General features: G+C 47.2%; 11 protein-coding genes. 5 read left to right on the top strand and 6 right to left on the bottom strand.

From position 1 onward, the window contains the following. The first annotated feature begins 390 nt into the window (after positions 1-390). The gene (locus tag LX69_RS14575) at positions 391-1,287 is read left to right on the top strand and encodes a DUF3078 domain-containing protein (RefSeq protein WP_111446780.1); all 897 of its coding nucleotides are present in this window, start codon (positions 391-393) and stop codon (positions 1,285-1,287) included. 102 nt (positions 1,288-1,389) lie between these two features. Here the strand turns inward: LX69_RS14575 and LX69_RS14570 are convergent, their stop codons facing one another. The 3 genes from LX69_RS14570 to LX69_RS14560 form a co-directional block, all read right to left on the bottom strand. Next, a complete protein-coding gene (locus tag LX69_RS14570; RefSeq protein WP_111446779.1) occupies positions 1,390-1,872 on the bottom strand; it encodes a periplasmic heavy metal sensor in 483 nt (160 codons plus the stop codon). A 16-nt stretch (positions 1,873-1,888) separates the two neighbouring features. Next, on the bottom strand, positions 1,889-2,233 hold the full coding sequence (locus LX69_RS14565) for a hypothetical protein (protein ID WP_111446778.1): 345 nt from the start codon (positions 2,231-2,233) through the stop codon (positions 1,889-1,891). Positions 2,234-2,303: 70 nt separating this feature from the next. Beyond that, entirely contained in the window at positions 2,304-2,858 is a 555-nt protein-coding gene (locus tag LX69_RS14560; RefSeq protein ID WP_111446777.1) for an RNA polymerase sigma factor, read from the bottom strand. Positions 2,859-3,103: 245 nt separating this feature from the next. Here LX69_RS14560 and LX69_RS14555 point away from each other — a divergent pair, with 245 nt between their 5' ends. Both LX69_RS14555 and LX69_RS14550 read left to right on the top strand, forming a co-directional pair. Next, the gene (locus LX69_RS14555) at positions 3,104-5,368 is read left to right on the top strand and encodes a sensor histidine kinase (RefSeq protein WP_170124415.1); all 2,265 of its coding nucleotides are present in this window, start codon (positions 3,104-3,106) and stop codon (positions 5,366-5,368) included. Between the two features lie 148 nt (positions 5,369-5,516). Beyond that, positions 5,517-6,215 (top strand): 16S rRNA (uracil(1498)-N(3))-methyltransferase, encoded by a 699-nt coding sequence (locus tag LX69_RS14550; RefSeq protein WP_111446775.1) that lies wholly within the window; start codon positions 5,517-5,519, stop codon positions 6,213-6,215. A gap of 26 nt (positions 6,216-6,241) precedes the next feature. Here LX69_RS14550 and LX69_RS14545 read toward each other — a convergent pair whose 3' ends face one another. Beyond that, a complete protein-coding gene (locus LX69_RS14545) occupies positions 6,242-6,640 on the bottom strand; it encodes an RrF2 family transcriptional regulator (RefSeq protein ID WP_111446774.1) in 399 nt (132 codons plus the stop codon). Positions 6,641-6,858: 218 nt separating this feature from the next. Here LX69_RS14545 and LX69_RS14540 point away from each other — a divergent pair, with 218 nt between their 5' ends. Beyond that, positions 6,859-8,163 (top strand): M18 family aminopeptidase, encoded by a 1,305-nt coding sequence (locus LX69_RS14540; RefSeq protein ID WP_111446773.1) that lies wholly within the window; start codon positions 6,859-6,861, stop codon positions 8,161-8,163. A 191-nt stretch (positions 8,164-8,354) separates the two neighbouring features. Here the strand turns inward: LX69_RS14540 and LX69_RS14535 are convergent, their stop codons facing one another. Next, positions 8,355-11,123 (bottom strand): serine hydrolase domain-containing protein, encoded by a 2,769-nt coding sequence (locus LX69_RS14535; protein WP_111446772.1) that lies wholly within the window; start codon positions 11,121-11,123, stop codon positions 8,355-8,357. Between the two features lie 102 nt (positions 11,124-11,225). On the opposite strand from LX69_RS14535, the gene LX69_RS14530 reads away from it, so the two are divergent. Beyond that, positions 11,226-11,633: a response regulator gene (locus tag LX69_RS14530; RefSeq protein ID WP_111446771.1), complete on the top strand. Its 408-nt coding sequence runs from the start codon at positions 11,226-11,228 to the stop codon at positions 11,631-11,633. 199 nt (positions 11,634-11,832) lie between these two features. On the opposite strand, the gene LX69_RS14525 is transcribed toward LX69_RS14530, so the two are convergent. Then, positions 11,833-13,800 carry an OmpA family protein gene (locus tag LX69_RS14525; RefSeq protein WP_170124414.1) on the bottom strand — a complete coding sequence of 656 codons (1,968 nt, stop codon included), beginning with the start codon at positions 13,798-13,800 and terminating at the stop codon, positions 11,833-11,835. Positions 13,801-14,214 lie beyond the last annotated feature (414 nt).

Below are 14,214 nucleotides of genomic sequence, written 5' to 3'. Positions count from 1 at the left end.
CGAAAATGGTATAAAAACACAAGTGTGGTGCACATTGATCGCCCATTTGCTTTTAATGGTCCTAAGGGCAAAGTCGGACACAAAAAAGGCTTTCTCTACAATTGCCGCTTTGGTTAGGATTTACCTGATAAGCCATTTAGACGTTTATTGGGTGATTGAAAACTGTAGACGGACTTATGTCAAAAATGTAAAAGCAAAAAACAAAAGTCCTGACATACAACTCGCATTTTTCTGAAAAAAAAGGGGGGGGGTAGGTAATTGAAAAACAATTGAAGATATGCTTATATTGCTGTTTATCAACACTTACAATCTTTGAAGATTGGAGATTTCTAGTTTTGTCGGTCAGTAGTGATTTTAATTGAAGTTTATTTATTTTTTAATTGTTTAGATATGAAGAAGAGAAAAATCTGGATTGCAGCCTTAATGGTTTCATCATTGACGGTTGCTAATGCTCAGGAGGCTACGTCCGATTCCTTGTCAAACTGGACCATTGGCGGGAATGCATCATTAACCGTTAATCAATTGACTTTCACCAATTGGGCTGCCGGGGGTAAGAATTCGGTGTCGGGTGCTTTTAACCTCAAATCGTATTTTAATTATAAAAAGAACAAAGTGAGTTGGGACAATAGTTTCGACTTGGGCTATGGTTTGGTGAAGCAAGGTACTGACAATGCCATGAAATCTGATGATAAGTTGCAGTTTGCATCCAAATATGGTTATCAGGCATCCAGTCATTGGTATTATACCGGGTTGGTCGATTTTAAAACTCAAATGGATAAAGGGTACAAGGATGCACCCATAAATTCCATCATGACATCGACATTTTTGGCACCAGCTTACCTAACCTATTCGTTGGGTATGGACTATAAACCATCGGCCAACTTTTCGCTTTATTTATCACCCATTACCAGTAAAATGACCATTGTGAACCAAGATAGTTTGTCATCGGTAGGAGCCTTCGGGGTTGAGCCGGGTGATAAAACCCGTTCGGAGTTTGGTGCTTTTGTGAAAATGGTGGCTCGTAAAAAGGATTTGGTCAAGAATGTGGATTTCTACACCCGGGTGGATCTTTTCTCCAATCTTGCCGAAAATGCTCAGAACATTGATGTGGACTGGGAAACAACGTTAAATTTACGCGTGAATCAGTACCTGTCGGCCATCGTGTCGGTAAACCTGTTGTACGACGACGATGTGAAGTATGTCGACCCCGACGGCGTGGAGCACGGTCCCCGCACTCAGTTTAAACAGTTGGTGGGATTGGGTCTCAACTATAAATTTGGGAAATAAGCGAGGTATTGCAGTTACAATAAAACAGCCCCTAATGGTTTCGAAAACCGATAGGGGCTGTTTTGTTTTTTCATGAACGATGACTTGTTTTTGAAGCCTGGTTCATCGATGATGAGGTGGTTTATCTTTTTTATGATCTTTGCGGTTCATGAATGAACTGACCAGGCTATCAAACGACGCTTGCTGCGATGGGGTACAGAGGGTTCGCAACCTTTTAAAATGGCGGTAGTTGGCTGTGTCGGATGCGGTGCGGTAGTGCGCCAGATTTTGAAAGATGGAATCCAGTCGGGACTCATTGATTTCAGGTTGCATAATTTCGCGCCGCATGACCTGTTTGAGGCTGTCGATTTTTGCTTTTAACTGTCCCAAGCGTTCAAAATGTTCTTGCGAGAGGGTGTCAAAGCTTGCTTTTTGCAGTGAGTCTAGATGTAGAGCCTCGGTGAAAAAATCCATCTTGTTTTTTCCTGAGTTGTTTTCCTGAGTTGTTTTCCCGGTATTGCTCATCGACCACCATAGGGTTATTAAGCCTGCGTTGAGCAAAATCAGTACGACAATAATAAGCCTGTATTTTTTTGATTCGTTCATGATGGTGCGTTTGTGTTTATTCGAGTGCCAGTTTGGTGTATTGGCTAAAACTATCGTCTTCGGTGTTGAGCCAGTTGAGTTGTTCTTTGGTGTTTTTTGTTTGGGTTTGCCAGTCGCTCTCGGGTATTCCCTTAAGGATGGTGTATAAGTTGACAACGACCAATATCAGAATGGCCGCTGCGATGGCTCGGTAATAATAAGGGGAGTGAATTATTTGTTTCACCTTTTTTTCCTGGGCGACGCGGTGCATCACTTTGTTGAGAAAAAATGGCGGGGCACAACGGTCACGTTCCGGGTATACCTCATTGATCCATTGGTCGATGTCGGTATGTTTGGCTTTTATTTGATTGAGGTGATTCATCTATTGGTGGCGTTTGGTTGGCTGTTGATCAATTATTTTTGACGATGGTTCTCTGTTTTTCCTTCGTTTGTTATTTGAAATATCCCGACAACTCGTCTTTTAGTTTATTTTTGGCTCGTATGAGCAATGATTCAACGGAAGCAACGGTCGTGTTCATGATTTGTGCCACGTCGTCCTGTTTCATGCCGTCAATTTTTGCCAGTGTAAAAGCCACGCGTTGACGTTCGGGGAGTTTCTCGATGGCTTGACCCAGTAAGGTTTCTTTTTCTTTTTGCTCCAGTTGGGCGTGCGGATGAAATTCGGTTGGGGGTGAGAGGCGTTCCAACTCTGAGTTTTCTTTGTTGAAGAAGGCGAATGCGTTTCGTTTTTTGCGTTTTTGCGTGCGCAAATGATCCATGCAACGATTCACGGCAATGCGGTACACCCAGGTCGAGAGTGCTGCGTCACCCCTGAATTGGTCGAAATTTCTATAAATGTCCACAAATACTTCTTGTGACACATCTTCGGCGTCTTGCGCATTTTTAAGGAACTTGTAACAGATGCTGTACACCCGGTGTTGGTAGGTTTCTACCAACGTTTCGAAGCTGAGCGGGGTGGGGGAAGCAGTTCTGTGCAAGTGGGTCATCGTTTTTTTGGATGGTTGTGTTGTCTTTGTGAGGATTTATTGTTTTTTTGTAAGATACATGTTCATAGTGAGATGTGGTGATAGTCACGTGTCATGTTTGAACGAATGATCGTTTGTCCTTCCTTGAAATGATGCCTTATACACGGTCAACGACTCTTTTGTTTGGATATTGTTGCATTTGTATAGTTTTTTTTAACTTTACTTTCCTTTCTTTGTTTCGCTTACTGACCGCTAACTACGAATTGATGCATTTATTTTTCAAATATGGTTTACTGACCCTGTTATGGGTTCAATGTCTGTGCAGCGTTGTCTTTGCTGTAGAGCCGACAAGGGATGCAACCCAAACCATTTTGTTGCTCAATTCATATCATCGGGGCTTTAAGTGGTCCGATGATATTACCGATGCGGTGTTGACCGGTTTTCGCGATTCATCACGATACCGGTTGTGTGTGGAGTATATGGACTCGAAGCGATTTCAAACCCCTTTGTTTTTTCAAGAGTTACAATCGCTTTATCGTCATAAATTCAGTCAGTTTCCGGTTGATGCCATTATTTGTAGTGATAACAATGCGTTGGATTTTATCATTAATCATGGTGATTCTATTTGGGGAAAGGTGCCGGTGGTGTTTTGTGGCATCAATGTGGTGGAGCAGTATCGACAGCGACTTGATACGTTACGTTTCACCGGTGTGGAGGAGCGCATTGGCGTAAAACGAACGTTGCAGGTGGCCAAAGCCATGCAGCCTTCATTAAAGGAGTTCATTGTGATTGGCGATAAAACATTGATGTATCCGCTCTTTCGTGAGCAGTTTCTTGAGGGCATCCGCGAATCGGGATTAGATATTGGCTATCGCGAAGTGATTGTTGAAACGCCGGAGCAGTTACAAGCTGCATTTGCCAATCAGGATTTGACTGATAAAGCGGTTTACCTGTTTAGTCTTTATTTAAATAACAATGGTTTTGTGCGCGAGATGGCCATCGAAGCTCGTGGTTTGTTTAAAGATTTGCATGTGCCTGTGTACAGTAATTGGGATTTTCTGATTCCTGATTTAATTGTTGGCGGAGCTCTCGAATCGGGACTGGTACAAGGTGAAATGGCCTCAGACATTATGAAACAGCGGTTGTGTCATCGAGTACAATCCATGCCTTTTGCCGTGCCCGCACCTCACCAGATGATGTTCGACCATGAACAACTGAACCGTTTTAGCATCGACCATCGCTTGCTACCCGCCGATAAAATTATCTTTAACAAGGATAAGGGCATTTTTGCACGCTATAAAACGGAGATGATCATCATTGTCGGTTTTTTAGTTTCCCTTGTTTGTATCATCGTATTGCTGGTGTCGGTGATTTTATTTCGGCAACGTGCCGAGCGGGAATTGATTGAAAGTGAGACTCGTTTGGAGTTGGCTCTCGAAGGAGCCAATCAGGGATTGTGGGACATTGATGTCCTTTCCGGTTCGATGTATGTCAATCCTCAGGTGGCTTGGTTGTTGGGCTATTCATCGCCCAAGGAATTGGGGCTTCAGTTAGAAAAATGGCGCAACCTGATTCATCCCAATGACTTGTCACAACTCATGGAGACGTTGTTGCTGCATCAATCTAAAAGGGCCGATTTCTTGAGCTGCGAAGTGCGTATGAAAACTTGTCAGGGAACTTATAGGTGGGTGTCGTTGCACGGAAAAATTACCGGCTGGGACAATGATACGCCGGTGCGTTATACCGGTTCGCTCCTTGATATTGATGCCCAAAAAGAATTTGAGAACCAGTTGCGTTTGGCCAAGGAGAAGGCCGAGGAGAGCGACCGTCTTAAGACGTCGTTTCTGGCCAACATGTCGCACGAAATACGCACCCCCATGAATGCCATCTTGGGTTTTGCCGATTTGGTCACCACCGATTTGCTCTCTGAAGATGAACGGAGGGATTATTTGTTGCAAATCAAAAGTAGTGGCGAGTCTCTGCTCAATCTCATCAACGATATCATCGACATCTCCAAAATAGAGTCTGGGCAGTTGGTCATTGTCCCCGAGCATTTTTCGGTGGAGCGGCTGCTCGAAAAAGTGGAGCGCGTGGGGCAGACACTCATTCGCAACGCCAAAAAAGATTTAAGTTTAAGCATTGTCTCTCAAGGGGGTGTTGGCGGAGTCATTTATTCCGATTCAATGCGGCTTGAGCAGGTCATTCTGAATTTGCTAACCAATTCCATTAAGTTTACGCATTGTGGGGAAATTGTGATTCGATATGGTTTTATTGATGACAACCATTTGAAGTTTTGGGTCAGGGATACCGGCATTGGGATTGCTGAAGAGTATAAAAAAGTGATTTTTGAACGTTTTCGTCAGGGGGATGAGTCGTTGGCTAAACAATACGGAGGCAATGGTTTAGGTCTCACTATTTCACGAAGTCTGGTGAAGATGTTGGGGGGCGATATGGAGGTGACCTCTACGCCCGGTCAGGGGAGTGAATTTGTTTTTTCCATTCGCACGGTTCCCGCTGAAGTCATGGTGTGACCCGTTAAGGACTTGGGGATGTTACTGTATTGGTTTGTGATGACCTGTTTCTACGAACCTTTTTTGTAGGCTGTTTTGTGTTGAATCATGTGTTTTGCTTTTTATCCGATTGGGATAAATGCCCTATCTTTGCACCTCAATCATTGTTATGGAACTATTTTACACCCCCGGTTTTTCTGAGCAACACCCTGTTCTCGATGAGCAGGAGAGCAATCATTGTATTCAGGTGATGCGTCATCGCCTGGGTGATGCCTTGATGGTGGTTGATGGCCTGGGAACTTGCTATTGGGGCGTGGTGGCCGAGGCTCATCACAAGCGTTGTCGTGTGTCCATTGAACGTGTCGAACGGATGGAGCCGATGCAACCTCGAATTCATATTGCCGTGGCTCCGACCAAAAACATGGATCGGATTGAGTGGTTTGCCGAAAAAGCGACTGAGATTGGGGTGCACGAATTGTCGTTTATTTTGTGCCGACATTCGGAACGTAAGAATTTGCGTGCTGATAGAATTGATAAAGTGGTGGTAGCCGCCATGAAGCAGTCGCAGAAAATGTTTAAACCGGTGGTAAACGATGCTGTTGATTTTACCTCTTTTGTGAATCGTCCTTTTGCCGGTAAAAAATTCATAGCCCATTGTCATGGTGGCTCCAAACAACCTTTAAGGACTGCATGCGGAACAGGAGAAAACGTGTTGGTGCTCATTGGACCCGAAGGCGATTTTTCAGAGCATGAGGTTGATATGGCTATTAATAAAGGTTTTGAGCCTATTTCATTGGGTAATAGCCGTCTGCGAACTGAGACGGCTGCCTTGGTTGCATGCCATACGGTGCGATTGATGAATGAATGATGCTTTTAAAAGCGTCATCTGCTTTCTCAAATGTATTTTGACAGGGTTTGTGATTTGAGATAATGGAGGAAATCCTGAGTAAGACGGTGCGATACACTGCCCAGGATGCAGTTGCCAAAGGGGCATTCTTCTTTGTTACCGGGGCATTCGTGTTCCGAAATCTTTCCTTCAATGGCTTCGAAAACGTCCAGTAATGAAATTTCTTCGGGTTTCTTTTTGAGGATGAATCCACCCAGCGGGCCACGGTTTGAGGTGATGAAATTTTCTTTGGCCAGGCGTTGCATGATTTTGGCCACATGATGTTTTGAGCTGCCAATGCGATCGGCAATCTGTCCGGCATTGAGTTTCTCCGTCGACTGGGCAATGAGCACCATGCTGTGAAGTCCAATGGTGGCGGCTTCGGACAGTGATAAAATGTTTGACATAAATCAGGTAAATGAGTTCTGAATTAGCGCAAATATAGCGTGTTTTTTCTGTTTTGTAAATGGGAATCATGTTTTCGTATTTATTAATGTAGTTCTCTCTGTAAAATCCCTGTTTTCGTTTCGCTCTTAATCGCTTTCACCCTATTTTTACTCAATGAATGATGAGCTCCGAATGGGGTGCATCACTTCTTTTACATGACTTCAAAAAACAAAATCTCATGATAACCGATACACAACATCAGGCGACTTGCCTGATCGATTTTATACAGAAGGGGTGTTCCCCATTTCATGTGGTTCAAACCATCGAACGGGAGTTACTTCTCGCGGGTTACCAATATTTACCCCTTGAGGAATCTTGGTCGTTTGACGGGCATGGGAAATATTTCACCCGGCGTAACGGGACGGCCATCATCGCCTGGCAAACCGGGAGTGGTGAAGCCGAAGTCGATGGGTTTCGCTTCATTGCCGCGCACAGTGATTCTCCTGGCTTCAAAATTAAACCGTCGCCCGAGATGTGTGTCGAGAATCATTTCATCAAGCTGAATACCGAGGTGTATGGCGGCCCCGTTTTGATGAGTTGGCTCGACAGGCCTTTGTCGTTGGCCGGACGGGTGACGTTGCGAAGTGACGATGTGTTGCGTCCCCAATGGCGGCTGGTGAATATCGATAAACCCTTACTCATCATTCCCGGACTGGCCATTCACATGAATCGAGGTGTCAACGAGGGTGTTGAGCTCAATAAGCAAAAGGATATGCTCCCCCTGATGGGAATTTCTGACGGGCAATGCCTTTCGGCCTTCTCTCTCAAGAAGATTTTGGCTGCTCATCTGGAGGTTTCTTCGGATGATGTGCTCGATTTTGACCTTTTTATGTATGAATATGAGCGTGGCTGTACGGTTGGGCTGAATGATGAACTGATTTCTGCCTCGAGAGTTGATAACCTGGCCATGGTACATGCCGGCCTGCAGGCGTTGTTGCACGCCTCTCCTGCTAATGCCACGCAAATGCTGGTCGTTTTTGATAACGAAGAGGTGGGAAGTGTGTCTAAACAAGGAGCCGGAGCGCCTTTGTTGCGACAGGTGGTGGAGCGCCTTCTCGAATTGGAAGGCAAGAGTCGGGAGCAACAGTTACGAGCCATTTATAACTCCTTCATGGTGTCGGCCGACATGGCGCATTCATTGCATCCCAACTACCCTGAGAAGCACGATCCGGTTCTGCGCCCGGTTATCAATGGCGGCATTGTGCTGAAATACCATGCCGGACAAAAATACACCACCGATGCCGATAGTGCGGCTGTTTTCGAAATGGTTTGTCGTGCTGCCGGTGTGCCCGTGCAACGCTTTGTCAATCGTAGCGATATGGCCGGTGGATCAACGCTTGGTAACATCTCATCCACGCAATTGGATGTACGTACGGTTGACGTGGGTAGCCCCATGTTGGCCATGCATTCGGTGCGCGAATTGTGTGGCGTTGAAGACCACACTTATGCCATTCGTGCCTTTTTAAAGTTTTTTGAGGTGTGAATTTAATGTCGTTTAGTTAGTGTTATTCGTGGGAAAGACAAGAAGATTATTCGACTTCGGACTGATCGATTAGACTGGAGAGACTGAGAGAAGATATTTAAAATTCTTTCAGCCGCTTCATTGTCTTAACTAAACGCCATTGGGTGTTGGTTTTAAATGCTGTTGGTGATAATTTTGGGTGGTAAAAGAATTCATGGTGTCACAATGGCTTCATAAGCAATGGTCATGGCTTTGTTCCGCACGTTGGTGGTGATGAGTTTGCGGTTCCATCCATTGGGGTTCACTCGGTTGCTTAAAAACACAAATACGAGTCCGTTGGCCGGGTCGGCCCAGGCAATGGTGCCGGTGAAGCCAAGGTGTCCGAACGATTGTGCGGAAGCTTTGTCGGTCACCGGGCTCACTTTGGTCGTGTTTGTTTCGGGCTTGTCGAAGCCCAAGCCGCGACGGGTGGCGCTGTTGTAGCGGTCGGTAAAGCGTTTCACTGTTTCGGGTTTGAAGAGACGTGTGTCGCCATAGGTTCCCTGATTGAGGAACAGTTGCATCATCTTGGTGACTTCATCGGCCGAGGCAAATAAGCCCGCATGTCCGGCCACGCCGCCCATTATGGCCGCCCCGGGATCGTGCACGTATCCGCGCAGGTGCTGTTTGCGAAACACCCGGTCGTTTTCGGTTGGGGCGATGTGCGATTCATGGAAATATCTTAATGGCGTGTATTTCATTCCCTGAATGCCCAATGGGGTGAATAATAATGAGTCGCACAGGTGGTCTATTTTATTATTTTCGGTGGTTTCGATGATGCGCTGCAGTATTACCAGTCCCATGTCGCTGTATCGATATGCCTTGTGCTTGTCGAGCGGCGAGGAGGCGATGATTTGCCAAGTGCTGTCAACGAAATGATGATTCATGTAGAGATCTTTGGCCACTTCTATCGAGAAAAGGGTGTCGGGGTGTTCCCTGAATAAGTCCATGCTCAGTGCTACTTGGTTGTTGAGATACAGCCGTTCGTCAATTTGACGTGAGTGGGTGGCGGTGCGTACTTTGCTGTATAGATTGCCGTTGATGGCATTGCGGTCAATGGCATCCAAAAAGGTTGGAATGTTGGCTCTTAGTCCGGCTTTGTGGGTGAGTAGTTCGTATACTTTTAAATCTTGTTTATTCGTGCCTTTCATGTCGGGAAGATAATCGCCGATGCTTTTTTCGAGGGAGAGTCGATTGTGGTTGTATAGGTGCATGAGCAGGGGGGTGGCCGACATGATTTTTGTCACTGATGCAATGTCGTACAAATGGCCGGGGGTGACTTTTTCTGTTGAGTGGTAAGAGGTGGTTCCGTAGCTCTTACGATACACCACCAGCCCGTTGCGCGCCACCACTACTTGCCCACCCGGAATGGCATCCCCCTCGATGGCTTCGTTCATCAGCGAGTCGATACGAGCCAATGTTGCGGCGTTCATGCCTGCTTCAATCGGATGTCCCAGGTGCATGCGAGTGGGGATGATGTCGATGCCTTCGCCGGACATGCATAACCCATTCATGGTAAAGGGAATTCGCCCTCTGATTTCGGTGCCCCCGCAAATGGCTTGTACGGCATTTTCCCACAAATACGAATGATCGGATGTTCCCAGTAAGATGGCATCGAAACAGGTAAAGTCATTGGCGATGTATTGTTCTGGTAAACGACAGGCCATCAACACCAGGCAGACTTTTGCGCGGGGATTACTTTCTTTAAAAGCCAGAGTTTTTAAAATGATGCCCGGCACATCGGGTTGATGGTCGGCCAAAATAACCATCATTGGGGCATTGTCCTGAAGTCGGGTTTGGGGGATGCTGGGGAGCCAGGGGGCGTTGAATTGATGAAATTGCACTGTTTCATTGATTTTTCCGGTTTTGTGGCGCCGTAAATCAACCCAATGCAAGTGCGATAGTTGTGTGTTGGCCAGCGGAAGAAATTGTTGGTTGCGAACCAGTGATAGCGACCGCCCGGCGAGCTGGCTGCGATGCAATAGGTGGTGGTTGATGACTGTGGTGTTTCCCCATGGTGATATTGCTTTGGGGGCATTGATGCGCAAATGAATGGCCCATTTGATGCGTTCATCGGCCTTGGCGCGGTCTATCTGATTGTTTTCATAGGCGCGGAGCAGGCGTTCCACATCCACCAACAGGTTGTCGGTATAAATCAAATAGGGCATAGCCAGAATTTCGTCTAAGGACACCCCCAACTTTAGGGGATCGATGGGGCTGATTAGGGAAAGACCGTTTTCGTGGGTTGAAGTGTTTACGTTGGCTGAATTGGTGGCAGTGTTGAGCAGGTTGGCCGGTAGTCGGATGATTCCGGCCTGGGTACTGGGTGTGGCACTGGGTTGTGTGCGGAATGTGAGCACCCGGTCGGGGAGGGGCATGCCGGAGGGGATGCCCATTTGTTGGGGGAATTCGGGTGTTAAGGGAGTGGCCAGGGCGCCAATGTGCGGAAAAGTAGCCAGAAAGTCTTGGCTCAGTTTCTTGCGATCGCTAAGAGGCAGTGTCGGCCAGCTGTCACCCGACGGCAGAGGGATGGGCAGGCTGTCGATCCATTGCCGCGAGGCATCGGCCAGCGGTAAACCCCGGTCGGTCGAAAGGGACGGTCGGGGAAGGGCTGAGGTCAGATGCCCAAACGGAGCAAGTCCCATGATGTCTTTAGCTTGCCCATCAACCACAAAGAGAAGCGCCAGCTTTTGTCGCAGTGGTAAGGTGGTTAATATATCGTTGGCTGTTTCGGCATTGGCCAAAATACTCAAAAAACTCAGTGCAATAATAATCAAACGCTTCATGGCCGTCTTCTTCGTCGGGGGATGGGTGTTTATATCTGGTAGGTGCAGGCAGGAACGGGTTTGCCTGTCTGATGGACAATAATACATGATTTTATTCACACCCATCATTAAAGATAGATTAAAATCAATGCCATCGTCAAGTTGATATTTATTCATGAATGCATCTTGTAACGTTAACTTTTAGTAACAATGTTTGGAAAATAAGATTGCAACGTCTAATTTAGTGGCTCAATTATATGACTTAACTACAACTCAGTAATGACTACAACAAATAACGTCACAAGCGCTCTAATACAGGATTGGGAAAGCAAGGTGATTTTGGTGGTGGAAGACGTGGACACCAATAAAATATTTTTTGACGCGGCCTTGCGTAAAACCAAAGCTAAAATTTTATGGGCTAAAGATGGTCAGGAAGCGGTAAGTATGTTTAAAGAAAACCGTGTTGACTTGGTGTTGATGGATTTACAATTGCCCATTATGGATGGTTATACTGCCACGCGACACATTAAGGCCATCAATGCTGATATCCCCATTATTGCACAAACGGCACACGTGATGTCGGGTGAGCGCGAGAAGTGCATCGAAGCTGGGTGCGACGATTATCTGGCCAAGCCCATTCGCTTGCAGATATTGATGGATACCCTCTCAAAATTTCTGAACAAGTAACAATTGTTGCTACAAATACACTCACAAAAAAGCCACCTTCATTGGGTGGCTTTTTTGTTAATTGAGTTTTAATGTCGAACAACGATTGGTTTTCTTTCGTTTAGCCTCCTAATACCCCGGGGGGATTAGGAGGCTATTTCGTCAATAATTTTGCCTCAGGCACTTTTACACTTTTTACCTTTTGCACTTAGTTCCTTAGCTACTTTTTCAACACTTTCATTTGTGTTCGGCGGTTTTGAGCTCTGCCGGCTTCGGTTTCGTTGGGGGCGACGGGCTGCGTCATGCCATAACCTTTGGACGTGAGGCGCGCAGGGGCAATGGATTTGCCGGTGAGGTAGGTCACCACCGACTGGGCGCGCTGTTGCGACAGTTGCAGGTTGTAGGCTGCTGATCCTTGATTGTCGGTGTGTCCTTGAACTTCAATGGTCATCGAGGGATTGTCGGTCATCAGGGCGACGACTTTATCGAGTTCTACACGACTCTCGTCGGTGAGCTGGTAACTGTCGGTGGCGAAGAACACGTTTTCGAGCACCACTTGCGAGCCCTCTCTGATGGGTTGCAGGTAGATGTCGATTTGGCGGGGCGAGGTGAGGTCGTGAATGCCTTTGAGGTTGAAGTGACCCGAGTAGAACAGGTAGCCGCTTTTGGAGACATTGAGGGCATAACTGTTGCCGGGGGGCAGGCACAGGAGGAATTCGCCGGTATGGCCGTTCGATCCTGAGGAGGCTTTCAGGTTACCTGATTTCACATCGTAGAGTTCAAATCGGGCGGCGATGCGTTCTTTGGTGTCGGCATCGTACACAATGCCACGCACGTACGACACGGGCGTGGGGCGAAGATCGTTGGGCAAATCGAACACATAAAGATCTTTACCGCCGGCTCCCCCTTCAATCCCGTCGCTCGAGTAGTAGGCGCGGTTACCGGCCGCGTTCACCACCAGGCCAATCTCGTCGCTGGCCGTGTTGATGGGGAAGCCCAGGTTTTCGGGTGTTTGCCAGTTGCCGGAGGCATCTTTGCGGCTCAGGAAAAGATCCATTTGCCCCATGCCCGGCCATCCGTCCGACGAGAAGTAAAGCGTTTGCCCGTCGTGGTGCATAAAGGGGGAGTTTTCATCGCCCTCGGTATTGATGTTAGACCCAAGGTTTTTCAGGTCGCCGAAGATGGGTGTCCCATCATCCTTGATGCTGGTGACGGTGGCGCACCAGATGTCCTTTTTGCCAATGCCGCCCGAACGGTTGCTGATGAAATAGAGGGTTCGTCCGTCGGCCGCAATGGTTGGCTGTGACTCCCAGAAGGGGGTGTTGACGGGAGCCCCTACGTTTACCGGGTCGCTCCATCCGGAGGCTGTGCGTTGGGCGAAGTAGATGTCGCAGCTGCCTTTGGTGTCGCGTCGGCCACAGGCGGTGTAAAACATCCACTGGCCATCGGCCGAAAGGGTTTGCGCCCCCTCGTTGCTGGGGGAGTTCAGCGGGGGCAGAATGGCCTGCCGATGTTGCCATTGACCCGATTCATCGCGCAGGCTTTCATAAAAATCTTCCTGAAAGTAGTTGGGCGTTTTAGGCAGGTTGCCCATTTTGTACGCGTTCGTATCTCGAGGCACCAGCACGGTGTACACCATGGTGTTTTCGTCGGCCGTCAGGCTGGGCCAGTATTCGTCTAAGTCGGTGTTGATGGCCGTGCCCAGGTTACGGGGCACAATTTTCACAGGACGGTTTTTAGCCTTGATGGCAAATTCAGCCTTCATAATCCACTGGTCGGTTTTGAGGGGTTGCTTGCGTGTTTTGGCCAGGTTGTCGTAGCGTTTAAACCACCCGATGGACTCCTGGTAGTTACCCATAAAAAACTCCACTTTGCCCATGTTGTAGAAGGCCGGAATAAAGTACATCGAGTCGATGGAGATGGTTTGAATGAGCATTTCGCGGGCATCGCTGTATTTCTGCAGGTACTGGAATATTTCGGCTTTGAGCAGATAGGCCTCTATGAACATCTGGTCACGTTCCAGGGCTTTGTTGATGGAGGTGAGAGCCTGGGCGGTTTGCCCTTTTACATAAAAGGTGCCGGCTTCTTCGTACAGCTCAATGGCGCGTTGCGACTTGGTGCGGTAGCCGGTCTGTCCCCAAAGGGTCAGTGTGAGGGCACAGGCTGCCAGTAGTGTGAGTATTCTCATGGTGGTTTGTTTTAAATCCCATCTCCCGTGAGGGTTGATGACCCTAAATAACAACTTTTTTAGCATATCTGCATCTATGACGGATGATTTTAGATGGGAGATGATATGTCGTTTAGTGACTGTTATTCAAGTAACGGACAAGAAGATGATTCGACTTCAGACAGATGAGATTAAAAAAACAGATCTATAAGTCTCGTTTCATCTCATCATCTGACTATTGGTCTGACGTCATCTTATCTTCTAAACGACATTGGAAAAAATACTTTTCGTCTCTCATATCTTCATGCTTTTTTAAATACATGAAAACTTCGCTGTGGTCTTTTATGGATGAATCATCCCCTGTGAGTTAAAGGATTTACCAATCTACCGCCCTTCATTCAACAGTTTTTACCCCCTTCGGGCAGATGAAAATGG

It is taken from the genome of Breznakibacter xylanolyticus, assembly GCF_003254275.1.
Lineage (GTDB): Bacteria > Bacteroidota > Bacteroidia > Bacteroidales > Marinilabiliaceae > Breznakibacter > Breznakibacter xylanolyticus.
Note: the sequence above shows the minus strand (reverse complement) of the source record. Positions and strands in the feature narration are given on the sequence as shown.